A 23,781-nucleotide genomic window follows, 5' to 3' on the forward strand; every position below is an offset into this window, starting at 1 on the left:
AATATATTATTGAAAAATCAAAAGTACTGCTGACGCCAGGTGTGGTCAGCAGTACTTTTTTTATTGCATCATATCTTTATTTAACGTGACACTGTGATGTATTGTTTCATATAAGGTGAGTGTCTGGATTTCAGAATGTTCATCGAGTAATAATTCAAGCTGTTGCCATATAAAATAAGCGATATTCTCAACAGTGGTATTCATCACAGGTAGTGATTCGTTTAGGATTGGTGCATTTAATAGTGGTGCAATTTTTTCATTATAGTCACGTTCTATCTTATAGAAGTCTATAGCGAGGCCATATGTATCAACTGGACTTTTGATGCTAATATCAAATTTGTAGTTATGATTAAATAGATCTTTGTGTTTGCCGTTTGGAAAGAAGATACGGTTGGTTGTTGTAAATGTGAAGGATAGGTTCAGTAAGATATCTTTTTGATAATAAGAAGTTTGCTGTGGTTGCTGAATATGTTCTAATGGATTCATTTTATGCTCCTTTCAGAGTTTAATACATTGATATTTTAATCTATTTTCATCGTAAGTTATTACTTTTATTTATTCAAATATATTTTGTAGTAGATGTAGGTTGTGTAATATTTCATTATTTTATAAACTAAAATTTCAGAAAAAATGATTAATATTATGCTAAAATAATGATTATTCGGGTATATAGGAATTGGAAAAAGAGGAAAAAGGGAGTCTTTTGCATGGATACACCTTATAAGGGTGGTAGAAAATTAGTTCTAGGTATTGTGCTTGGTATATTAACATATTGGTTATTTGCTCAGTCGCTTGTTATTGTTGTACTAGATCTGAAGCATCATTTTAACAGTAGTCTTGACGTCATTAATATCGCGGTCAGTTTAACGGCATTATTTTCAGGAATGCTTGTCGTTGGTGCTGGTGGTTTAGCGGATAAAGTCGGTCGCGTAAAGATGACGCAGATCGGTTTAATATTAAGTATTATCGGTTCATTTACAATGATCGCTACACATATGACTGCTTTTTTATTAATTGGTCGTATCATTCAAGGTATTTCTGCAGCATGTATCATGCCAGCTACGTTATCAATTATTAAAGCATATTACGATGATAAAGATCGCCAACGAGCGCTGAGTTATTGGTCATTTGGTTCTTGGGGTGGTTCAGGTTTATGTTCTTTATTTGGGGGGATGATTGCTAAGAATTTTGGCTGGGAATGGATATTTATCATTTCTATTATATTCTCGAGTCTCGCTATGATCTTAATTCATGGCACACCGGAAACGAAATCTGATGAACCAAACGATATGAAGTTTGATTTAATTGGTTTAATTACGTTGATTGTTCTATTGTTAAGTTTAAATATCGTGATTACGCAGGGTGGTACACTTGGTGTTACGTCTCCAATATTTATCGGACTTATTATATTAAGTATTGTGAGCTTTGTTGCTTTTATTAAGATAGAGAAAGGTCAAATCAATCCGTTGATAGATTTTCATATATTTCAGAATAAACCGTATTTAGGTGCTGTTATTTCTAACTTCTTATTAAATGCAGTTGCAGGTACGTTGATTGTAGCGAATACATATATTCAGGAAGGTTTAGGCTTTTCTTCTAGTAAGACTGGTATGCTTTCTATTTTATATGTGGTAACAGTATTGTCGATGATTATCGTTGGTGAAAAGTTACTACAGAAGATGGGTGCTAAAAAGCCGATGTTACTTGGTTCAGCGATAGTCTGCGTTGGTATCGTGATGATTTCACTCACATTCTTACCGGAAAATTTATATATCATTAGTTGTGTAATTGGATTTGGTTTATTTGGTTTAGGACTTGGCCTTTATGCAACACCATCTACTGATACAGCAGTTGCAACGGCACCTGAAGAAAAAGTAGGAGTCGCATCAGGTATTTATAAGATGGCTTCAGCTTTAGGTGGTGCTTTTGGTATTGCAATTAGTATGGCAATCTACAGTTTCTGTATGAAATTTGGTTTAGCAACGAGTGCGATGATCGGTATTCTGGCAAATGCTTTGATGGCTATCATTTCTTTTGTTGCCATTCAAATTACAGTTCCTAAAGATGATTTAAGAAAGAAGATATAAATTTTGAAGACCTCATTGATTGAGGTCTTTTTTTAGGCTTCAATCGGCTAATATTTGAAGAAATAATAATAAAATAATGAATACGGTTACAATATTTTTGGATTTTCATTATACTAGTATTACAAATGATGAAAAAAGGTCTATAATGGAAATATATTATAGATGTTTTGGGGGATATAAAATGAAAAAAGTATTTAAACAAACTGACGTAATATTAATCGGTGGCGGGATAATGAGCGCGACTTTAGGTGTATTACTTAAAGAACTTGATCCGGCAATTAATATTAAAGTATTTGAAAAACTTTCAGCACCTGGTCTGGAAAGTTCAAACGTATGGAATAACGCAGGAACGGGTCACTCTGCTTTATGTGAATTAAACTATACGACTGAAGATAAAGATAAGAATATCAATATCGATAAAGCCGTGAATGTTAATGAGCAGTTTCAATTATCTAAACAGTTCTGGTCTTATTTAGTTAATGAAGGTAAATTAAAGCATCCTCAGGACTTTATTATGCCGGTACCGCATTTAAGTTTTGTAGAAGGTGAAGACGATATTCGTTTCTTAAAGAATCGTTTAGCAGCATTTAAAGATAATCCATTATTCCAAGGTATGGAGTTAACTGAAGATCATGATAAAATGCGTGAATGGGCGCCATTAATGATGGAAGGTCGTGACCCGAATGCGCGTATTGCTATCACACGTATGGCAGCAGGAAGTGATGTGAACTTCGGTGCATTAACACAAGATTTATTTGATGTGATGAAATCTTTTAATGGTGCTGTAACGCACTATGAACATACAGTAAAAGATATTAAGCGTGCTGAAGACGGTAGCTGGAATGTTAAAGTGTATGACCAAAATAGTAAACAGACAGAAATTCACAATGCTAAATTTATCTTTATCGGTGCAGGGGGTTATTCATTACCTTTATTACAAAAGACAAAGATTCCTGAAGCACGTGGTGTTGGTGGATTCCCGGTAAGTGGTCTGTTCTTAGTGTGTAAGAACCAGGAAGTTGTTGAACAGCATTTAGCTAAAGTTTATGGTAAAGCTAAAGTTGGTGCCCCACCGATGTCAGTACCTCATTTAGATACGCGTTATATCGATGGTGAACGTGGGTTATTATTTGGACCCTTTGCTGGATTTAGTCCGAAGTTCTTAAAGACTGGTAAATATACTGATCTATTAGCTTCAGTCAACCCAGGTAATGTTACAAACATGTTGTCTGCTGGTGGTAAAGAGATGAAATTAACACAATACTTAATCTCTCAAGTGTTACAAACACATGAACAACGTATGGAAGAGTTACGTGAATTTGTTCCAAATGCTGAATCGAAAGATTGGGAAATCGTTGTTGCAGGTCAACGTGTACAAGTAATCAAGGAAACTGAAGATGGTGGTAAAGGTACATTACAATTTGGTACTGAAGTTATTACTGCTGAAGATGGCAGCGTTGCAGCATTACTTGGTGCATCTCCGGGTGCTTCAACTGCAGTACATGTTATGTTACAAGTAATCGATAAATGCTTTAAAGATAGAATGCCTGAATGGGAACCTCAAATTAAGAAGATGATTCCATCGTATGGCCTGAAGTTAGCAGAGCACAAAGCACTATTTGAAGAAATTAATGCAAACACTGCTAAAACGCTAGGTTTAAAAGAGAAATAATAAAGATAAGGCAATGCCAAATTTGGCATTGCCTTATACTAATTTTGATGACTTCAGTCGCCACCACCATCTCCTCCGCGAGAGTCACAACCATTGTCGAAGAAAGATGAATCATTGCAGTCTTTATCAACAGTGCCTGATTGAGTTAAAGTACTAGTAGAACCATCAAATATTGTATCATTTGAATGTGTTTGTTTTTCATTGATAAACATAATAATTTTTTTAGAGAAATTAACCAGTATTATGATGCCGATTGTGTCTATAACAATATAGAGAAGGATTTCGAATGTTATCATTTTAATCATCTCATTTATATATTGTGCTACACTTTTATCATACCCAGGTTTTTATGATAAATGATAGATAATAATTATTATTTTAGGAGAAAATCGTTGATTGATTTAATGAATAAATTTTTACAGAAAAATATTGCATTGCTTACACTAATAAGTTTATCTTTAGGCGTCATTTTTGATGAATTTGGTCATCACTTTTTAATTTTAGTGCCGTGTTTGTTCGCATTTATGACGTTTTCGGGCAGTATGAAGATGAAGTTTAGTGATTTGAATATTTTCTACAAAGCACCGAGAGACATATTGTTTTGTATGATTGTTCTGCATTTGATTATGCCGGTGTTAAGCTATCTCATTGCAAATCTAATTTTTGATGATCATTTACTCGTGATTGGTTTTGTAATGTTGATGTGCATACCAACGGGTGTTACGAGCATCATCTGGATAAATGTCGGTCGAGGAGACTTACCATTAGGCTTGGCTGTTGTATTGCTTGATACATTTTTAGCACCAGTGATCATTCCTTTGACGATGCATATTGTTTCAGGCAAATCGGTGAAAATAGACACAGGAGATTTAATTTTTGATCTTATACTGATGATTGTTGTACCTACTATAGTTGCCATTGTCATCAATGAAGCAAGTCATGGAAAAATACCTGACAAGATAGGTAACAGACTGAATCCATTCAGTAAACTTGCATTGTTTGGTATTATCTTTGTCAATGGTGGTGCGATTGCACCGTATATGAAAGATTTCTCGAGAGAATTAGTTATTATCATTGCGGTTGTATTCGTTGTTGTAGTGAGTGGTTATGTCATTAGCAGTGTAATGAGTCACTTTATGCAATGTAGTTACGCTCGGCATGTAACTATAACATTTTTATGTGGCATGCGTAATATTTCGACTGGTGTCATTGTAGCGACAACTTACTTTCCACCTAAAGTTGCATTACCAGTTGCTTTTGGCATGCTCTTTCAGCAACTTTTAGCGAGTATCGTGAGTACACAACTTGAAAAGAGAAGACCGATTAAAGAACAGCATTTAGATGTTATTTAATATGGTTACAAAATAAAGATCATAAAGAAAATACGTTGCGTAAAACATTCAAAAGAAGTTCTATCGCAATGAAAGTGGCATATGACCTTAACAAACAACGTAATTACTATTATGCCGTACAAATCTCTGCTACTAAATAAAACGAAAAATGTCCCGCTACAAATTTGTGGCGGGACATTTCATTTTAAACGCTCTTATTTATAGATACCTTTTGCTGCATCAGAATAATCGATGTATAAGTTTTTAACTTGTTGATAGTGACGTAAAGTTTCTTTATACGTTTCACGACCGATACCTGATTTTTTGTAACCACCGAATGGTGATCCAGCCTGGATTTGATTGTAAGTGTTAATCCAGATACGTCCTGTATCCATTTGATTAGCTACTTGTAACGCACGGTTAATGTTAGAAGTGAAGATACCACCAGCTAAACCGTAGATTGAATCATTAGCTTTCTCAATTACTTCTTCTTGTGTTTTGAATTTAGAAACAACAACGACCGGTCCAAAGATTTCTTCTTGAACTAAACGAGATTTGTTGTCATCGAATTCAATAATTGTTGGTGGGAAGAAGAATCCTTTATCGCGTCCGTTGTCCATTAAGCGTTCTCCACCAGTAACGATGTTTAATCCTTCTTGTTTCGCAATTTCAATGTATTCTTCGATTTTATCGATTTGAGCTTGTCCAGTTTGAGAACCGTAGTGATTGTTTGGATCTAATGGATCACCTACATTGATTGTCTCAAAAGCTTCTTTTAATTTACCGACAAATTCATCATAGATGCCTTCTTGAACATAAAGTCTTGAACCAGCTGAACATACTTCACCTTGGTTAAATAAAATACCTAATTGTGCACCTTCGATTGCTTGTTCGATATTAGCGTCATCAAAAATAATGTTCGCTGATTTACCACCTAACTCTAACGTTGCTGGTACTAAACGTTCAGCTGCAGCTTTCGCTACACCGTATCCAACTTCAGTAGATCCTGTAAATGAAACTTTTGCAACGTCTTCATGATTGAAGATTGCATCTCCAGATTCTGAACCTTTACCACTTAATATGTTTAATACACCTTTAGGTAATACATCTTTGATTAACTCTGCTAAATGTAATAAAGAAAGTGGAGTAGATGATGAAGGCTGAATAACAACAGTGTTACCAGCAGCTAATGCAGGTGCTAGTTTCCAGGATGCAAGTAACATCGGGAAGTTCCATGCTACTACTGCCCCAACGACACCGATAGGTTCATGACGAATAATACTTAATGTATTTTCAGCTAAGTATTTACTCGTTCCTTCATCAGCCATGATTACGCCGGCAAAGTAGCGGAAGTGATCCGCAGCCATTGGAATATCAATATTAGCTGATTCACGGATTGCTTTACCTGAGTTTATAGATTCAATCATTGCTAAATCATCTTTATTTTCATACATAATATCTGCAATCTTATTTAATAAAGCAGCACGTTCTGTATTTGTTGAATATCTCCATGTTTTAAAAGCTTCACCAGCTGCTTTGACAGCTTTATCTACATCACCTGTAGTTGCTTTTGCTATCTTCGCTAATACTTCACCTGTTGCAGGACTCTTAACTTCTAACGTTTCTTTGTTTTCTGCATCAACAAATTCTCCGTTAATAAATAAACCATATTGTTCTTTTAATATGTTACTCATGTTTTTTCCTCCTATATTTAACAATTATTTTAATGATAGTGCTTACATAATTATAAACGATAGTATTTAAATATTGCAAAAAATCAGTTTGGACATTGAAATCAATCTAATTAAACATCTTATTTATATTACATTTTGTAATATTTAATCTCAAAAAACGATTCAATCTCAACACACAAATCTCTTTAAAGCTTGTCATATCGATGTTTTATGAATGTTACAAAGTCTAATGCAATTTTGTAACATTGTGTCATAAAACGTATAAGTTATGTAACAAGTCTATTACAATGCACATTTTGATATTTTTCGGTGTTAAGATTATTTCAAGAAGTCGAACAGACAATCAAACTTATAAAAGAAAATTCTGGAGGAAATATATATAATGAAAAAATTATTATTAGCAGCAGTTACATCAGCAGTAGTATTCACATCGGTACCAACGCATGACGCAGACGCAGCAACTAAAAAGAAAACAACTTATAAATATAAAAAATATAATTCATATAATGTAGCATCAGTAGCACGTTCTATCGCAGCAAACAGAGTATACGTATACGGAGCAAACAATCGTTACGCAGTAGATTGTTCAGCATTTGCACAACAAGTTATGCGTGCTATGGGGAAATCAATCCCTCGTACAACTTATGCACAAATGGCAGCAGGTAAACGTGTTTACAATCCGAGACCTGGTGATTTAGTATACTTCAACGGTGGAAGCCACGTAGGTGTTTATATTGGTAACGGACGTATGGTAGATGCTTTAAACCCAAGAGCTGGTGTTGGTGAGCGTTCAATTAAATACTTTTACGGTACAGTTACTGGATATTACAGATTCTAATAACTTATATACAAAATACATCACGTAATGTGGTGTATTTTTTTGTTATATAAAGTTATTGCATTATAATAGAAGGAAAGGAGATTTAACAATGATTTTAAATTATTTAATGTACATATTAATGTTAGCGATGGGAGGATATTTAATTTATCTCAGTAAACAAATCGCTAATGCAAATGTAAATACGAAATACAAAAAAGAGAATTATAGAAAATTATATTTATATATGGGATATACATTTATAATATTTGCAGTCATTTCATGTATTACCCGTATGACAGCACCACAATATGAATTTATTATGCCTTTCACAATGATTATTATATTAGTTGTACTAAATAAAAAGTATAGGAAGTAATCATATGCATATTAGACAGGCTACTTTGCAAGATTTAAAAGAAATCATGTGTACAACAGAACTTGCCTTTGAAAATGAACCGACGAGTGATAATCAGGAACATACATTGGTAGAAGAATTAATGCGATCAGATAGTTATATTCCAGAATTAACATTAGTAGCAACAATTGATAATAAGATTGTAGGACATATTATGTATTCAAAAATAAAAATAGATGTATATGATGGTTTTGCGATGGCACCATTATCTGTACATCCCGATTATCAAAAACAAGGGATAGGTACCGCGTTATTGCATTATACCTTGTCAATGATCCCATTATCCATTCCTGTTGTAATATTAGGTCATCCAAGTTATTACAATAAATTTGGGTTTGTAAAAGCATCAATATATAATATTAAAGCCCCATTTGGAGTGCCGGATGATGTATTTATGGTACGAGCATCAGAAAAAGTTAAAGAAAAAGGTATTCAGGGGACAGTTATTTATTCGGAAGCATTTCAGTAAATATAATAAAACATAATCAATTTTGAACTAAATAATTATGATCTAGAATAGTAAAATAATAAGTAATGCTACTAAAAAAGTGTAAAAGCGCACTGTAACAACTATGTTACAGTGCGCTTTTTTGAATTAAAGTTTCGTAATATTCTTGGATAATGTTTACAAATTCTATATTTAAATAACTTCTCTCTATACTATAGGTATGGGATTTTCGACAAAATTACTAATATTACAGCGTTTGAAAAAATATATCACTTCGTTAACAAAATATTTACATCACACTTTTTAATGTTTATCCATGTTATAGTTGGACAAGTGATTACGACGACTTGAAATTATGTATCGAGTTCGACAAAATTGCAAACTAAATAATTGAATTAAATACTATACTAATATATAAACAATTCTTGGAGGAATTAAACATTATGAAAAAAACTTTCTTAACTTTAACGACAGCAGCAACAGTAGCAACATTAGTGCCAACAAACTCAGCAGATGCAGCAGCAGAACTAAGAACTGATATCTCTACAACTTCTACATATTCAGCACCAGTTCAAACATCAACATATTCAGCATCGACAAACACTTACCATGCACCAGTTGCACAAACTTCAACATCAAATAATACTTTTAATACTTATAACACAAATAATACAACTTCAAACATTTCTAATAACGCAGTAACTGAAAGCACACGTGTTGTACAAAAAGCACCAACTTCAGTGGCTGTAAATAATGATGTAGCTTCAGTAGCATTATCAATTGCAGCAGGAAAATCATATGTATATGGTGCAAACTCAGCAACAGCAGTTGACTGTTCATCATTTGCGCAACAAGTATTAGCAGCAATGGGTAAATCAATTCCACGTACAACTTATGCTCAAGCAGCAGCTGGTACACAAGTATCAGCACCGCAACCAGGTGACTTAGTATTCTTTAACAACTACAGTCACGTAGGTGTTTATATCGGTGGCGGACAAATGGTTGATGCGTTAAACCCATCAGCAGGAATCGGCCAACGTTCAGTATCATTCATCTCTGGATCAGTTGATGGATATTACAGATTCTAATTAGAACTTAATATTAATTTCTATTATCTCTCACTTGAATATTAGTGAGAGATATTTTTTTGGGAAAAATTTGTGTAAAGATATCTTTACACATGATGTTAATTATTGTATATTATCTGTAAAGATATCTTTACACTTTTAACAAAGGGGGATTATTATGATTGCCAAAAATTTAACGAGAAAAAAGCAAATTAGAAATTCACTGATAGCGTGTTTAGGAATATTAATGAGTAATTATTATATTAATTATTTTATGCATCCAGAAAAATTGTATGATATAAATGCTTATATGCCGATGTTTATAGGAGCATTAACAGGAACTATTATTGTCTACTTCATATCAAAAAAGAAACACCCGGGAAACTTGAATACTAAAGTTACGGATGAGCGAGATGAAATGTTATCAAAGGAATATAATACATTAGTATTTCCTTTTCTATTTTTATACTTGCCATGTTTATTTATGTTGTTAGCATTACCATTTAAAATTGAAAGTATATCTTTTTTTCAACTTTCGATTGCATGGTGGATTTTATTAATGATTTACGAAATCGGATATACTATTTTTCATAAAATTAACTCGTAAAATAAGTATTAACTAAGTAGGTGATCACCATCGTTATCAATTATATTAAAGAACATCGGACGTCACGTAATATTTCTCAGGTTCAAATGGCCAAGGATCTGGATATTACACGCCAAACGATTAACGCAATAGAAAACCATAAATATAACCCAAGTTTAGAACTTGCTTTAAAGCTTATGCAGTACTTCGATGTACCAATTGATGCGCTATTTAAACTGGAGGAGGATTAAAATGAAAAAAGGTATCACACTTCGTAAACAGATTCATTATTTTCTTTTGTATCTTGTAATATTGGTACTTACAACGATGTTCATCAACTATTTCAAAAGACCAGATCAATTATATAATATAGAACAATATTGGCCGTCACTTTTAGGAGCTATAATTGGATGGGGTGTCATGTTTTATACTCAGTATAAGAAGAACCCTGGTGGGCTGGACATTAAGATTACGGATGAGAGGGACGAATTAATTGCAAATCAATATAATTCGATAATGCTGCCTATATTATTATTTTATGTACCAATCGCATTTATTTTATACGCTATTGCAATGGAGATAGAAAAGTTTTCGGTCATGTCATGTTCAATCGTTTTATGCTTGGTATTTTTCGTTTATGGGATAGGTTTTTTATTATATAAGAACGCAAAGTCTTAAATTGGAGAAAAACAAGTCCGATATCTGACTTAAATCGGACAAGACGCACACCATAATCGCATAAATTCAAAAAACAAGTCCGATATCTGACTTAAATCGGACAAGACACACATCATAATCACATAAAATCAAAAAACAAGTCCGATATGCTCAAATTATCGGACTTTTTCTATTTAACCTTTATTATTTTCCTTCCTTATAATACAATCAAATAAACATATAAAGGGGTTGAGGTGTATGTGGCATTATAAATTTTTCGAAGAGCTTAAATCTTTGGAGATTTACAAGATATATAAACTTAGAGTGGATACTTTTATCGTAGAGCAGCAGTGCTATTATGAAGAAATCGATGAGAAGGATTTAAATTGTGTACATATATATAAAGAGTAAGAAGGTGTGATTGCTGCATACGCGCGTATTATTCCTGAAGCGGATACGGTGCATATTGGTCGTGTTATCGTGCATCCTGATTTCCGTGGTATGGGTCTTGCTAAAGAATTGATGGATCAGGCGTTACAATATATTGATACACATCATCATTATTTAAATTTACACCTGCAAGGTCAGGCACATTTAGAAAGATTTTACGGTAGTTTTGGGTTTGATACAGTATCTGACGTTTATTTTGTAGATTTAATTCCACATGTTGATATGGAGCGTCCTGCTTTTGGTTCGAACTCACCGTTAAAAGGAGCGTAATATGAATATTTATATTAGTCAGTTTGATATTAATGAACGCGGTTTCGTATTAGCATCAAGCGACTTAGGTGTTATCTTCTTTGCAAATGATGATACGACAGAATATGTTGATCATCATATCAAGCGATTTATTTCTGATGCAGAACGTATTACTGGTTACCCTGCTGATGAGAAGAATAGCGAATATATAAGAGATATTGAAAGATATTTTCGCGGTAAGTTAAAGACCTTTAACTGGCCGCTTGATTTACACGGTACTGACTTCCAGAAATCAATCTGGGATGCACTTTTAAAAATACCTTTTGGTGAATCAAGAAGTTATAGTGATATTAGTGAAATGATCGATAACCCGAAAGCGATTCGTGCTGTCGGTGGTGCAATTGGTGCAAATCCTGTTATGATTGTAGTACCATGTCATCGTGTAATCGGAAAGCGTGGAAAGCTCACTGGTTTCAGCGGGGGTTTAGATATGAAGATAGAATTATTGGTTATAGAAGGTATACCATATGTTAATTAATAGGAGGAAATATAATGAGTTTACCAAATTGTCCGAAATGTGGTTCAGAATATACATATGAGGATGGCTTAAATTATGTATGCCCAATGTGTGCACATGAATGGCCGATTAATCTTGAAGTTGAAGAGGAAGCGGTTATTAAGGATAGTGTAGGAAATATTTTAAATGACGGTGATAGTGCTACTATTATAAAAGATTTAAAGGTTAAAGGGACTTCATCAGTGATTAAGAAAGGTACGAAAGTTAAGAACATCCGTATTATCGAACCGGAAAATGGTCATGATATCGACGGTAAAGTGGATGGCTTCGGTCAGCTAAACTTAAAAAGTGAAGTTGTGAAAAAGTTAAATGAATAAACGTATAGATAGCATTGATATACTTCGCGGTATGAGTATTATCGGGATATTATTTATGAATATCGTAGGATTCCATATGAATGAAGTTTATACAGATCCTTTAGTGTATTTTAATTCAACACTTGATCAGTGGTTATATAAGTTAAATATTATTTTTATTCATAACTCATTTTATCCGATATTCGCATTTTTATTTGGTTTCGGTTTAGCGATAATGGCTGAGAATATTAAAGGTCGTGGTGGTAACTTTATTCCAGTGTTGTATAGAAGGATGGCTGCATTACTCGTATTTGGACTTTTACATGGTTTCTTCTTATTTTATGGGGATATTTTAAATGTATATGCTGTCATTGGATTCGTTGCAATAGTATTTTTATTGTTTCCAAATAGTATTACGCTCATCGCAGCAATAATATTAATTGTATTGAATATGATGAGAGCATTACCGAGTATGTTTGCGATATTTATGCAGCCGGATTTCTTCGGTAAAGAACTCGTGAGTTTTGAAACTTCGCAAAATGAATGGATAAAAGTGATGTCGAGCGGTAACTTGAGCAAGATTATTCAATATAATAGTGATTTCTTTTATCAGGGGTTTGCAATCATAAATCCTGGTACAACATTGAGTTATTTCTTAACGATTATGCCTTTTATATTGTTAGGAATGTATGTGAAACGTGCGAATCTACTGAAGGAAATTACTGAACATAAAGTTACGATGTTCGTGATTTCGATCGTCTTTGCATTTGTTGGCATTACTTTGAAATATTTAATGATTGCTTATGAGATCAATGCAATGGCTTCTTATGATTTTATTTATTATGGCGGGGTATTGTTATCTATAAGCTATATTATATGGGTCACATTACTATGCGAATATCCAGCAATAAAGAAATTATTTGAGCCATTTCAACGTATGGGTAAAATGAGCTTTACATTATATATTATGCAGAGTTTATTAATGTTCATCGTATTTTATGTATTTAGACAATATGGTCAATTATCAATTGCACACGTATATCTAGTTGCACTTGCAATCGTATTGTTCCAGATGATTTTTACAAATATTTATTTTAAAAAGTTTAAACAGGGCCCTCTCGAATGGATATGGCGCAAGATTACCTATTTGAAATAATGTCATTTTGCAATCAATTTTTAAAATAGGAATTTACTCGTATCTATGTTACAATAACATGGCTATTCAATCATGAGGAGGTGCATCAAATGCACGTAGAATTACAGGAAAAAATAGAATATTACGTGTTAAGTGGAGATTTTGAATCTGCTAAAGCATTGATGCAATCAACTGACTTTATGATGTTTGAAGAAGCATTTATAAGTGCATGTCATGATAGTGAATCTGTGATGTATTATACGTTTATATTAGAATGTATGAAAGATACAGAAACAGTGGAACTACACGATTTAGCTTTCTTGTTATTAGTTTATCCTTTAAGCGAAGTAAACGGCGCATTTAACAGTGCATATTATCATGCAATGCGTTCTGTTGAAATGACCGATAGCAATGAAGTGAAAAGTTTATTACAATTATTATTCTTATACGCAGTTCCAGAGCCTGTAATTACAGATAAAGAAGCATTTGATACAGCGAAACAAATATTAAAGCTTGATCCTAAAAATCAAGTGGCAAGAAATATGTTAAAACAGACTGCTAAGAAGTTAGATAAAGTAGTCGTTGACTTTAATCAAATATCAAAGAAAGCGTAATGACTTAAGTCATTACGTTTTTGTTTTGTCTAACGCCAGTTTACGGCGACAATAAAACAACCTCAAGGCATACTTCAACAAACTCATAAAAAATCAAAGAGCGATTTTTATGGTTTGTCTCCAGTCTGCTCGAGCCTGAACGTTTTATTTTACGCCTATTATTCTAACCATAATTCAATTGGTACGATAATCGGGAATTGTCCGCGGTCTTCAGATAATTTTGTAATAATTGATGATGCTTTTGCATATAAAGGAATTGCAAACATGCCTTCTTCCTTCTTGATTTCTGCAATAACATCTACTTCACTGCCGTCTTCACTTTGGATTAGGATTGCAGCTTCGATAACGCCGTCAACTTGTGTACCAAAGTGTCCGAACATAAACGTAAGTTTAAATTCATAAAGATTTGGATCTTGATCACTTTGTACATAATCTAATCGGTGCATTGTTGTTGGTTCTGGTGACATATCTTCAAAATCTCTTACATGCGCTTCTTTTAAAAACATGTGTACAACCTGTTTGTTTAATTCCATTTTAATCGCTCCCTTAATATAAGTTATTTTCATTATAATATTATTTTAATGATTCACAAAGTTATTGATTGTATAATGATTATTTAGTTTGTAAAATTTAGTGGTGAGAATGTAATTTTGTACTTATCTGATGTTTTGATATTGATTCATATAATTTAATGTTGTAAGATGTATAGACAAATATATGGTGATTAGTGAGCGAAAGCTCATTATTTTTTTGGAGGAAACATGAAAAAATCAACAATTATAATGATTACTTTTTTAATTGGGGCATTCTTTACGTTCTTAAATGAAACGTTATTGAATATTGCATTAACGGAAATAATGCGTGTATTCAATGTAGATGCACCTACTGTTCAGTGGCTCGCTACTGGATTTATGCTGGTCATGGGTGTACTGATGCCATTATCTGCATCGCTTATACAATGGTTTACAACACGACAGTTGTTTATCGGTTTAATGTCTTTATTTTTAATTGGTACATTGATTGCAGGTTTTGCTGTTAACTTCCCAATGATTCTTGCTGGCCGTATGATACAAGCTGCAGGTACAGGATTACTTATTCCAACGATCATGAACGCTATGCTGAATTTATTTCCACCGCATGAGCGTGGTAAAGTAATGGGGAATTTTGGTCTTGTGATGATGTTCGCACCAGCGATTGGCCCGACTTTATCAGGCGTCATCGTTGATACGTTAGGCTGGCGCTGGTTATTTTTCTCGGTTGTTCCTTTTGTCATCTTCTCAATTGTATTTGCAATGCGTTACCTTGAAAATGTAGGAGAAGTTACGAAACCTAAGATTGATATTTTTTCTGTCGTGTTATCGACTATCGGTGTGGCTGGTATAATCTATGGTTTCAGTTCAGTAAGTACAGCTAAAGGTGGATTTGGTAACCCGATGATTCTTACTTTTATTATTGTCGGAATTATTGCGATGGTATTGTTCGCACTAAGACAACGCAAACTTACGGAACCTTTACTTGATCTTTCTGTATTTAAATATGCCAATTATGCACGTGGAATGTTCATTTTCGTAGTTGTAGTAATGGCTATGTTTGCGTCAGAAATCGTAATGCCGATGTATTTACAAGGACCGATGGCATTTAGTGCAAAAGTTGCAGGAATGATTTTATTACCCGGGGCATTATTAAATGGTGCGATGAGTCCTGTTATGGGACGTATCTTTGATAAACTTGGGCCAAGAAAGATGATTATTCCCGGAATGTTTATTCTGGCACTCGTCATGTTATTCTATTCAACCATTCATCCTGGTATCAGCATTTATGTCTTCATCATGGTCTATATGGTATTGATGTTGAGTATTTCAATGATTATGATGCCGAGTCACACGAATGCGATTAACCAGTTACCGAGAAAATTATATCCACATGGTACGGCTATCGGTAATATGATTCAGCCAATTGCAGGTGCAATGGGTATTTCAATATTCGTAAGTATTATGACGCATGGTCAAAAGAAAGCTTTGGAAGGTATTTCAAACCCTACATTGACCCAAGTTAATGAAGCGTTAACAACGGGTGTGCATCATGCATACTGGTTTGCGATTGCCTTAACAGTTATCGGTTTGATTACTGCTTTATTCATTACAAAATCGGTTGCACCTGAGGGCGAAACGTTCGGTCTTCCAGAAGAATCTCAAAAATAATGTTTTATTAATAGAATAGCAGGGTAAACCAAACATGTCTGTCTTTACAGGCATGTTTTTAAATAGATTAAGGGAGCGTTTTGATGAGTAAAAATAATACAGAAGCAATAAAAATTGGCTTCGCGTATGTAGGTGTTATTGTAGGTGCAGGTTTTTCTACAGGTCAAGAAGTTTTAACATTTTTTACGAACTATGGTATATATAGTTACCTTGCCATATTAATCGCTGGCTTGATGCTCACTTTCTTTGGACGCCAAACTGTAAAGTTAGGTTATGGTCTAGATGCAGAGAATCATGAATCAACGATTCAATACCTATTTGGTAAAAAATTTGGAAAAGTGATTGACTATCTTTTAGTATTTTTCTTATATGGTTTAGCTACAATCATGGTTGCTGGTGCAGGTAGTGCAGCACATGAAAGTTTTGGTCTACCTATATGGTTAGGATCGCTAATTATGGTAATAGCGATTATTATCACTTTATTATTAGATTTTAGTAAAATAATTGGTGCATTAGGTATGGTTACACCTTTTTTAATAATTGTAGTAACAACAATTGCTGTATATTATTTCTTTAAAGGCTCGATATCATTTGGAGAGATTCAAAATCATATTAATACTGATAAACAACCATTTAAACTTTCATTCTTACCAGAAAGTTCATTGTGGTGGTGGTCAGGACTTAATTATGGAGGTCTTGCTTTTGCAAGTGGATTTAGTATACTTGCAGCGATAGGCGGAGACGCTAGTCGTATGAAAGTTGCAGGAAAAGGCGCAACAATTGGTGGGGTTACGTTATTAGTACTTTTATTGATGGTGAACTCAGGACTATTAAGTGAATTAGATAAGATTAATAATTCTGCAATACCAACGTTAATATTAGGTAAAGCAATCCATCCAATTCTTGGAATTGCTTTAAGTATTATTATGTTGATGGTAATATATAATACCATTGCAGGATTAATGTATTCATTTATCGCAAGATTTTCTGAACCATATTCGAAAAAATATAAAATAATGCTATTTAGTTTAATGGGATTATCATATTTATTAAGTTTTGTAGGATTTTCAAAATTAGTACAAACTGCTTATCCATTATTAGGCTATGTGGGTATTATTTTATGTATCGGTATTGCAAAGAAGTACTTTGATCGAAAGAAAAAAGGTAAAAATCATATTGCATAATGATAAAATGGGGATTTCCCCATTTTATTTTTTTATCATTATAATTGGTATGCTATAATAATGACCGGTGAGAAAGGGCGGATGTATTGAAGAAAAGATATTTAATTTACATAATTTTAATTGCATTGATAACGATGGGAATCAGTGTAATGATGGGATGGCATATCAATGATGATGCGAGATTATCAGAAAATGCTCTACTAAATGAACGAGCGATAGAAGCATCAAATGTAAAGATGGTAAAAAATGTTACTTATAGTGATATTGCCCCGTTGTCACAGATGGATATCATTATGCCGAAAAACATTAAAAAGGGTGATAAATTACCGCTTATTATGTGGACACATGGTGGTGGATTTATTGCAGGAGATAAACGACATAAAAATCCGTATCTTGCACAGATTGCAGAGAAGGGATTTATTGTTGCGAATATCAATTATGCATTGGCACCGGGAAACCAATATCCAACACCTATTCTGCAGGAATTAGAAGCAGCAAAATTCTTAAAGAAAAATGATCATCAATTACCGATTGATTTTACTCAGATTATTATCGGTGGGGATTCTGCTGGTGCTCAAATTGCAAGTCAGTTTGCAGCGATGCATACGAATAATAAACTGATGCATGATATGCAGCAAAAACCTGTATTTAAAGCCAGTCAACTCAAAGCGGTAGTGTTATTTGGAGGACTTTATAATATGCAGACAGTGCGTGCGACAAAGTTCCCACGTATAGAATTGTTTATGGAGAGCTATACCGGTGAAAAGCATTGGGAGAAGCAATTCAAACCGATTGAACAGCTCAGTACGACAGCAAATATTACGAAGCGATATCCACCGACCTTTTTAACAGTTGGCGATGCTGATCCATTTGATTCTCAGGCGCATGAACTGGTGAAAGTGCTAAAAGCAAACAATGTACCATATGCCTATTCATTTTTTGATGGCACGCATGGATTACGCCATCAATACCAGTTTCATATGGAGCTGAAAGAATCTCGACTTACATATCGTAAACTTATGATGTTTCTCGGAAATCACACGAGTCAGTCACCTTATTCATCAAATACTGTAAAAGAGAAGATACCTGAAATTAAGATGAAGCAGAACAAAAATTAATAAATCATTTTTATGCAGATAAGAAATTGGGTACAATATAAGAAATAACCGTATGGAGGTCAAAAGATGAAACCACGTTTATTACTAACAGGTGCGACAGGTTATATCGGTAAAAACTTATATGAGTATTTAAAAGATGATTTTGAAATTTATGCAATGAGTAAATATCCTGCTGAAGACAGTAAAGAAGATATGCATTGGGTCACAGGAGATATGTTCTCATTGAATGACTGTATTGATGCACTTGGTCAAGTGGACTTTGGTGTATATTTTTTAGATCCGACAAAGCACTCTAACAAACTTAATGATGCGACGTTTCAGGATATTAATGCAATCAGTGCCGATAACTTTGCACGTGCAGCAGAAGCGACAAACTTAAAGGCGATTATTTATGTGAGCGGTACAGGTGATGACGAAGAAACAATTAATATCTTAAAAAGCTATAAAACACCATTTCAAATTACAAAGACGCCAGTCAAACGAAAAGGTATCGTTGCACAGACCCAAAACTCTAAATCCAACGATGTTCGTAGTATTCAGCGTACATTAATGCCTTCCAGCTGGACGGTTGAACGTGTGAGTAAACATTACTTTGCATGGTTAAGTGACATGGCACTGGACCTTGTCGAAGTAAAAGAACATGATGGACGCTTTGAAATATACGGTGTAAAAAAACATATCTTAACCCTAGAAAAAGATGAAGACAAATCTGATGACAATCGTATTGTGTATAACATTACAGGCGGCGTATTACATCATGCACATGTTGATAGTAGGGCACGTATGGAATTCCGACGACTAAAAGGTACGGATATACTAATCATTGCACTACATGATTATGAACCGACATTACCATGGCTTGTCTATATGCTGACAGAGGCGCCCATTTATCATTTAACGATGAAAATATTTGATGTGGAGATGCGTATCGAACGTTTCCAGGAAGAAAAGGAAAAAGGTATCGAGAAGAAATATACAAAATAAAGACAAATGGCATCCTGATGTTCTATGCATCAGAATGCTTATTTTTTTATTTTTCAGACAAATTTACAATTCTGAAACACTAAATTTACAATGCTGTAATATAGTAAACGGTTACTATAAATAGTTTACTTTATTTTTACAAAACACTATGCTTTCATTGTTTTTTCCTATAGAATATCGTTGTAGTCATAAAATATGTTTTTTTATTAATGGGAGGATTTAAGATGTTTAACAGAAAGAAAGATAAGTTTGCAGTGCAGTTAGAAGCGATGGCAGAAAATCTGAATCGTGCAGCGATTGCTTTTGGAGAATTGACGTTCCATAACGCATTTGATCTAAAAAAATATGCAGACACTATTAAGGCGTACGAAACAAATGGTGATGAGTTAATGCACCAGATGATTTCAGACTTAAATCAAACATTTATTACACCGATTGAACGTGAAGATATTCTGGCTCTATCTAATGCTATCGATGATGTTATGGATGGTATGGAAGAGACGTCAGCTATGTTTGAAATGTATTCTATCGAATATTCAGATGAGTATATGGCTGAATTTGTTCAGAACATTCAAGGTTGTACAAAGGAAATTAAGACAGCAGTGACACTTGTTGCTGAGAAGAAGTTATCTCACGTGCGTGTGCACTCTATTAATATTAAAGAGCATGAAACAAACTGTGATGGTATACTAAGACAATCGATTAAACATATCTTATCTGTAGAAACAGATCCTTTAACTGTGATGAAAGTTAAAGACATCTATCAGTCTTTAGAAGATATTGCTGATAAATGTCAGGCAGTAGCAAATATCCTTGAATCAATCATTATGAAAAATAGTTAAGGAGCATTTTTATGGAACCGATTATTATTTTTACATTTGCGATTGTGTTCTTCGCGTTAGCCTTTGACTTTATCAATGGTTTCCATGATACAGCGAACGCAATAGCAACAGCAGTTTCAACAAAAGCGTTAAAGCCTCGTCATGCAATTCTAATGGCAGCTGTACTGAACTTTATCGGTGCGATTCTTTTCCATGGTGTAGCTAAGACAGTGACAAAAGATATCGTTGATCCGTTTACATTACAAAATGGTCAAGTTGTTATTCTGGCAGCATTAATCAGTGCAATTACGTGGAACTTAATTACTTGGTATTTTGGTATTCCAAGCTCGTCTTCTCATACACTGATTGGTTCTATAGCAGGAGCTGCAGTAGCATCAGGTGGATTGGGCATTTTAGAATATGCCGGGTTTACGAAGATTATCGTCGGTTTACTTATTTCACCATTGCTTGCCTTTATTGTAGGTTATATTATGTATACAATTATTAAGATTGTATTCAAGAACGCAAACTTAACAAAGACCAATAGAAACTTTAGATTCCTGCAGATCTTTACAGCAGCAGCACAAGCTTTTGCCCATGGTTCAAACGATGCACAAAAGGCGATGGGGATTATTACGATGGCATTAATCTCAGCAGGCATGCAGACCGGTAGCACTGAACCACAAACGTGGGTACAGCTTTCATGTGCGGCAGCGATGGGATTAGGTACTGCAGTAGGTGGATGGAAGATTATTAAGACAGTTGGTGGCAATATCATGAAGATACGACCATCGAACGGTGTAGCAGCTGACTTATCATCAGCGTTAATCATCTTTGGTGCAACACACTTTCACTTACCAGTTTCAACGACACACGTTGTTTCATCATCTATTTTAGGGGTTGGATCAAGTCACCGTGTGAAAGGTGTGAAATGGACGACGGCACAACGTATGATTATTACTTGGGTTATTACGATGCCGATTTCAGCCGTAATTGCAGCAGTTGTTTTTTATATCGTTAATTTTGTTACACATATCTTTTAATTAAATGATACATATTCGGGTAAACTAATAATAGTTTATCCGAATTTTTTTTATGGAGGGATGAAGATGAAACACATTGTATTTGTGCATAGTGCCGGCGTACAGTCGGTAACGAGTGGTAGTAATCCACTCATTAGAAAAACTAAAGAAGACATACCAGATTACACCTGGCATGCAAGTGATTATCCGAGAGATATTGGACAAATTTATGATAACTGGGTAAAAGTATTGATACAGAGTTTAGATGAAGTACCGATTGATGAACCTGTTATATTAATCGGTCATTCATTTGGTGGTACGGTTATCACAAAATATTTAACAGAAAACACAGTACAGCACAACATTGAAAAAGTAATCATGATTGGTTCACCATTCTTCAGTTGTGACGAGAAATTTAATGATCTACAAAATATCATTACTGATGAATTAAAAGTAGCAGCACCCATATATCATATACAGTCAGAAGACGATGACCGCGTAAATATCAATCATCAGAAGTGTTGGCAAGAAAAGTTCCCGGAAATCCAGTTGATTACAGAACAAAGCGGGAAACATGAATTCCATGATGGAATTCAAGCACTGAATCAATTATTAAATTAAAATTTTTTACTCGGTTTAATGATTAAACCGTGTGTTTTTGTGAGTATACTTATTCTTGGTATTAATTTATTGAATCAATTATTAATGCTGAAATGTATATTAAACTTTTACAACGAAAAGATTTAATTCGAAGGAGGATATTTAAATGTATATGATCGGTGTTGATATCGGTACAACAAGTACGAAGAGTGTACTTTATAACATGCGTGGAGAAATCATTGCAGTCCATCATAAAGAATATCCATTACTCACCCCTCATAGTGATATTGCTGAGCAAGATGTTCAGCAAATATTTGATGCAGTGATAGAGACGGTTGCTCACGTTGTAAAGATAAGTGGAGCAAAAGTTGAGGAAATAGCTTTTGTAAGTTTTTCGAGTGCCATGCATAGTCTGATTTTAATGGATGAATCACATCAACCATTGACGAACAGTCTTACCTGGGCGGATAACCGTAGCTATAAATACAGTGAGCTACTCAATCGTGAACATGATGGGTTATCCATTTATCAGCGTACAGGGACACCGATACATCCGATGAGTCCGTTAAGTAAACTGATGTGGTTTAAACATGAAGATGTAGATACATTTCGTGCTGCGAATAAATTTATCGGTATTAAAGGGTATGTGTTCTTCAAATTATTTAATCGATATGTAGAAGATTATTCGATATTAAGTGCGACAGGATTATTTAATATCATTACATTAGACTATGATGAAGCCGTGCTTGAGCTCCTTGGACTTACAAAAGACAATTTCTCAGAAGCGGTAGATACGACAGAAGTCATTACCGGACTTAATACTGAATATGCCAAACTGATGGGGATTAGCCCTGATACGCCATTTGTCATTGGCGCAAGTGACGGTGTATTAAGTAATTTAGGTGTTGATGCCTTCAAACCTGGAGAAGTTGCTGTAACAATCGGTACGAGTGGTGCCATTCGTACCGTGATTGATGCACCAAAGACAGATGCACATGGCAGATTATTTTGCTATGCGTTAACGAAAGACAAGTGGGTAATTGGCGGACCGGTGAATAATGGTGGCGTCGTGTTGCGCTGGATCCGTGATGAATTTGCATCCAGTGAAGTAGAAACTGCAAAGCGTCTAGGTATAGATAGCTATGAAGTGCTTACAAAGATTGCTGAACGTGTACCCCCAGCGAGTAATGGGTTAATCTTCCATCCATTTTTAGCTGGAGAACGTGCACCATACTGGAATGCCAATGTGCGTGGTTCATTCTTCGGCTTGACGTTATCACATAAAAAAGAGCATATGATAAGAGCAGCTTTAGAAGGTGTCATTTTTAATCTATATACCGTATTTATCGCATTAGGCGTATTGATGGATGGAGAAGTAAAGACGTTGAAAGCGACAGGTGGTTTTGCAAAAAGTGCACTATGGCGACAAATGATGGCGGATATATTTGAACATGAAGTGATTGTACCGGAAAGTGTTGAAAGTTCTTGTTTAGGTGCAGTTACACTTGGACAAGTGGCACTTGGTGTTAAACCGGATTTCAGTCATATCAGTGATATGGTGGGCGTAACAAAACCGCACAAACCGATACACGAGCATGTAGTGATCTACCGTGAAATATTACCGATTTATATGAAGGTAACGAATCAATTGATGGATGTTTATCTAGATATGGCAAACTTCCAGAGAAATCACTACAAAATATAATACTCAATATTTGTGTAATATGACTAAACAAAGTACAATAATATATAC

At 34.4% G+C, this 23,781-nt stretch carries 27 protein-coding genes; 23 read left to right on the forward strand and 4 right to left on the reverse strand.

The genetic code is table 11. The features are described 5' to 3' along the window. Positions 1–60: 60 nt before the first annotated feature. Positions 61–486 carry a 6-pyruvoyl trahydropterin synthase family protein gene (locus HT586_RS03075; protein ID WP_203546267.1) on the reverse strand — a complete coding sequence of 142 codons (426 nt, stop codon included), beginning with the start codon at positions 484–486 and terminating at the stop codon, positions 61–63. A gap of 221 nt (positions 487–707) precedes the next feature. Here HT586_RS03075 and HT586_RS03080 point away from each other — a divergent pair, with 221 nt between their 5' ends. Together HT586_RS03080 and mqo are read left to right on the forward strand one after the other, a co-directional pair. After that, a complete protein-coding gene (locus HT586_RS03080) occupies positions 708–2,087 on the forward strand; it encodes an MFS transporter (RefSeq protein ID WP_203546268.1) in 1,380 nt (459 codons plus the stop codon). A 181-nt stretch (positions 2,088–2,268) separates the two neighbouring features. Next, entirely contained in the window at positions 2,269–3,759 is a 1,491-nt protein-coding gene (gene mqo / locus HT586_RS03085; protein WP_203546270.1) for a malate dehydrogenase (quinone), read from the forward strand. A 53-nt stretch (positions 3,760–3,812) separates the two neighbouring features. On the opposite strand, the gene HT586_RS03090 is transcribed toward mqo, so the two are convergent. Further along, complete coding sequence (locus HT586_RS03090) at positions 3,813–4,055, reverse strand: hypothetical protein (RefSeq protein ID WP_188018280.1); 243 nt, start codon at positions 4,053–4,055, stop codon at positions 3,813–3,815. A 96-nt stretch (positions 4,056–4,151) separates the two neighbouring features. Between HT586_RS03090 and HT586_RS03095 the strand changes: the two genes are divergently transcribed. Continuing rightward, positions 4,152–5,111: a bile acid:sodium symporter family protein gene (locus tag HT586_RS03095; protein WP_203546272.1), complete on the forward strand. Its 960-nt coding sequence runs from the start codon at positions 4,152–4,154 to the stop codon at positions 5,109–5,111. Between the two features lie 194 nt (positions 5,112–5,305). Here the strand turns inward: HT586_RS03095 and HT586_RS03100 are convergent, their stop codons facing one another. Then, positions 5,306–6,784 carry an aldehyde dehydrogenase family protein gene (locus HT586_RS03100; protein ID WP_203546274.1) on the reverse strand — a complete coding sequence of 493 codons (1,479 nt, stop codon included), beginning with the start codon at positions 6,782–6,784 and terminating at the stop codon, positions 5,306–5,308. 382 nt (positions 6,785–7,166) lie between these two features. On the opposite strand from HT586_RS03100, the gene HT586_RS03105 reads away from it, so the two are divergent. The 12 genes from HT586_RS03105 to HT586_RS03160 all read left to right on the forward strand — a co-directional run bounded on the left by HT586_RS03105 (position 7,167) and on the right by HT586_RS03160 (position 14,098). Next, a complete protein-coding gene (locus HT586_RS03105) occupies positions 7,167–7,622 on the forward strand; it encodes a C40 family peptidase (protein WP_096077225.1) in 456 nt (151 codons plus the stop codon). A gap of 91 nt (positions 7,623–7,713) precedes the next feature. Further along, the gene (locus HT586_RS03110; protein WP_096077224.1) at positions 7,714–7,980 is read left to right on the forward strand and encodes a hypothetical protein; all 267 of its coding nucleotides are present in this window, start codon (positions 7,714–7,716) and stop codon (positions 7,978–7,980) included. A 4-nt stretch (positions 7,981–7,984) separates the two neighbouring features. Further along, a complete protein-coding gene (locus HT586_RS03115) occupies positions 7,985–8,488 on the forward strand; it encodes a GNAT family N-acetyltransferase (RefSeq protein WP_096077223.1) in 504 nt (167 codons plus the stop codon). 422 nt (positions 8,489–8,910) lie between these two features. Further along, a complete protein-coding gene (locus HT586_RS03120) occupies positions 8,911–9,555 on the forward strand; it encodes a C40 family peptidase (RefSeq protein WP_188018274.1) in 645 nt (214 codons plus the stop codon). Positions 9,556–9,712: 157 nt separating this feature from the next. After that, the gene (locus HT586_RS03125; protein WP_096077221.1) at positions 9,713–10,141 is read left to right on the forward strand and encodes a hypothetical protein; all 429 of its coding nucleotides are present in this window, start codon (positions 9,713–9,715) and stop codon (positions 10,139–10,141) included. Between the two features lie 20 nt (positions 10,142–10,161). Next, on the forward strand, positions 10,162–10,371 hold the full coding sequence (locus HT586_RS03130) for a helix-turn-helix transcriptional regulator (protein ID WP_232508185.1): 210 nt from the start codon (positions 10,162–10,164) through the stop codon (positions 10,369–10,371). A 1-nt stretch (position 10,372) separates the two neighbouring features. Further along, a complete protein-coding gene (locus HT586_RS03135) occupies positions 10,373–10,798 on the forward strand; it encodes a hypothetical protein (RefSeq protein WP_203546275.1) in 426 nt (141 codons plus the stop codon). Positions 10,799–11,194: 396 nt separating this feature from the next. Continuing rightward, positions 11,195–11,497: a GNAT family N-acetyltransferase gene (locus tag HT586_RS03140; RefSeq protein ID WP_238999310.1), complete on the forward strand. Its 303-nt coding sequence runs from the start codon at positions 11,195–11,197 to the stop codon at positions 11,495–11,497. A gap of 1 nt (position 11,498) precedes the next feature. Next, complete coding sequence (locus HT586_RS03145; protein WP_133353885.1) at positions 11,499–12,014, forward strand: methylated-DNA--[protein]-cysteine S-methyltransferase; 516 nt, start codon at positions 11,499–11,501, stop codon at positions 12,012–12,014. Between the two features lie 11 nt (positions 12,015–12,025). Then, on the forward strand, positions 12,026–12,370 hold the full coding sequence (locus HT586_RS03150) for a zinc ribbon domain-containing protein YjdM (protein WP_096077217.1): 345 nt from the start codon (positions 12,026–12,028) through the stop codon (positions 12,368–12,370). Continuing rightward, on the forward strand, positions 12,363–13,505 hold the full coding sequence (locus HT586_RS03155) for a DUF418 domain-containing protein (protein WP_096077216.1): 1,143 nt from the start codon (positions 12,363–12,365) through the stop codon (positions 13,503–13,505). The genes HT586_RS03150 and HT586_RS03155 overlap by 8 nt, the downstream gene beginning before the upstream one ends. An 89-nt stretch (positions 13,506–13,594) precedes the next feature. Beyond that, on the forward strand, positions 13,595–14,098 hold the full coding sequence (locus HT586_RS03160) for a hypothetical protein (protein WP_096077215.1): 504 nt from the start codon (positions 13,595–13,597) through the stop codon (positions 14,096–14,098). 158 nt (positions 14,099–14,256) lie between these two features. Here HT586_RS03160 and HT586_RS03165 read toward each other — a convergent pair whose 3' ends face one another. Then, positions 14,257–14,631: a hypothetical protein gene (locus tag HT586_RS03165; protein WP_111745434.1), complete on the reverse strand. Its 375-nt coding sequence runs from the start codon at positions 14,629–14,631 to the stop codon at positions 14,257–14,259. Between the two features lie 228 nt (positions 14,632–14,859). Between HT586_RS03165 and HT586_RS03170 the strand changes: the two genes are divergently transcribed. The 8 genes from HT586_RS03170 (at position 14,860) to gntK (ending at position 23,733) form a co-directional block, all read left to right on the forward strand. Continuing rightward, a complete protein-coding gene (locus HT586_RS03170) occupies positions 14,860–16,299 on the forward strand; it encodes a DHA2 family efflux MFS transporter permease subunit (protein ID WP_111745435.1) in 1,440 nt (479 codons plus the stop codon). A gap of 83 nt (positions 16,300–16,382) precedes the next feature. Next, positions 16,383–17,483: a YkvI family membrane protein gene (locus HT586_RS03175; RefSeq protein ID WP_111745436.1), complete on the forward strand. Its 1,101-nt coding sequence runs from the start codon at positions 16,383–16,385 to the stop codon at positions 17,481–17,483. A gap of 134 nt (positions 17,484–17,617) precedes the next feature. Continuing rightward, entirely contained in the window at positions 17,618–18,601 is a 984-nt protein-coding gene (locus tag HT586_RS03180) for an alpha/beta hydrolase (protein ID WP_096078114.1), read from the forward strand. A gap of 66 nt (positions 18,602–18,667) precedes the next feature. Then, complete coding sequence (locus tag HT586_RS03185; RefSeq protein ID WP_203546282.1) at positions 18,668–19,585, forward strand: NAD-dependent epimerase/dehydratase family protein; 918 nt, start codon at positions 18,668–18,670, stop codon at positions 19,583–19,585. 224 nt (positions 19,586–19,809) lie between these two features. Beyond that, positions 19,810–20,427 carry a DUF47 domain-containing protein gene (locus HT586_RS03190; RefSeq protein WP_203546284.1) on the forward strand — a complete coding sequence of 206 codons (618 nt, stop codon included), beginning with the start codon at positions 19,810–19,812 and terminating at the stop codon, positions 20,425–20,427. An 11-nt stretch (positions 20,428–20,438) separates the two neighbouring features. Then, a complete protein-coding gene (locus HT586_RS03195) occupies positions 20,439–21,449 on the forward strand; it encodes an inorganic phosphate transporter (protein ID WP_096077209.1) in 1,011 nt (336 codons plus the stop codon). Between the two features lie 66 nt (positions 21,450–21,515). After that, positions 21,516–22,049, forward strand: coding sequence for an alpha/beta fold hydrolase (locus HT586_RS03200; protein WP_203546289.1), 534 nt, complete (start codon positions 21,516–21,518; stop codon positions 22,047–22,049). 145 nt (positions 22,050–22,194) lie between these two features. Further along, positions 22,195–23,733: a gluconokinase gene (gntK, locus tag HT586_RS03205; RefSeq protein ID WP_203546291.1), complete on the forward strand. Its 1,539-nt coding sequence runs from the start codon at positions 22,195–22,197 to the stop codon at positions 23,731–23,733. Positions 23,734–23,781 lie beyond the last annotated feature (48 nt).

This window comes from Macrococcoides bohemicum (assembly GCF_016865215.1).
Classification (GTDB): Bacteria; Bacillota; Bacilli; order Staphylococcales; family Staphylococcaceae; genus Macrococcoides; species Macrococcoides bohemicum.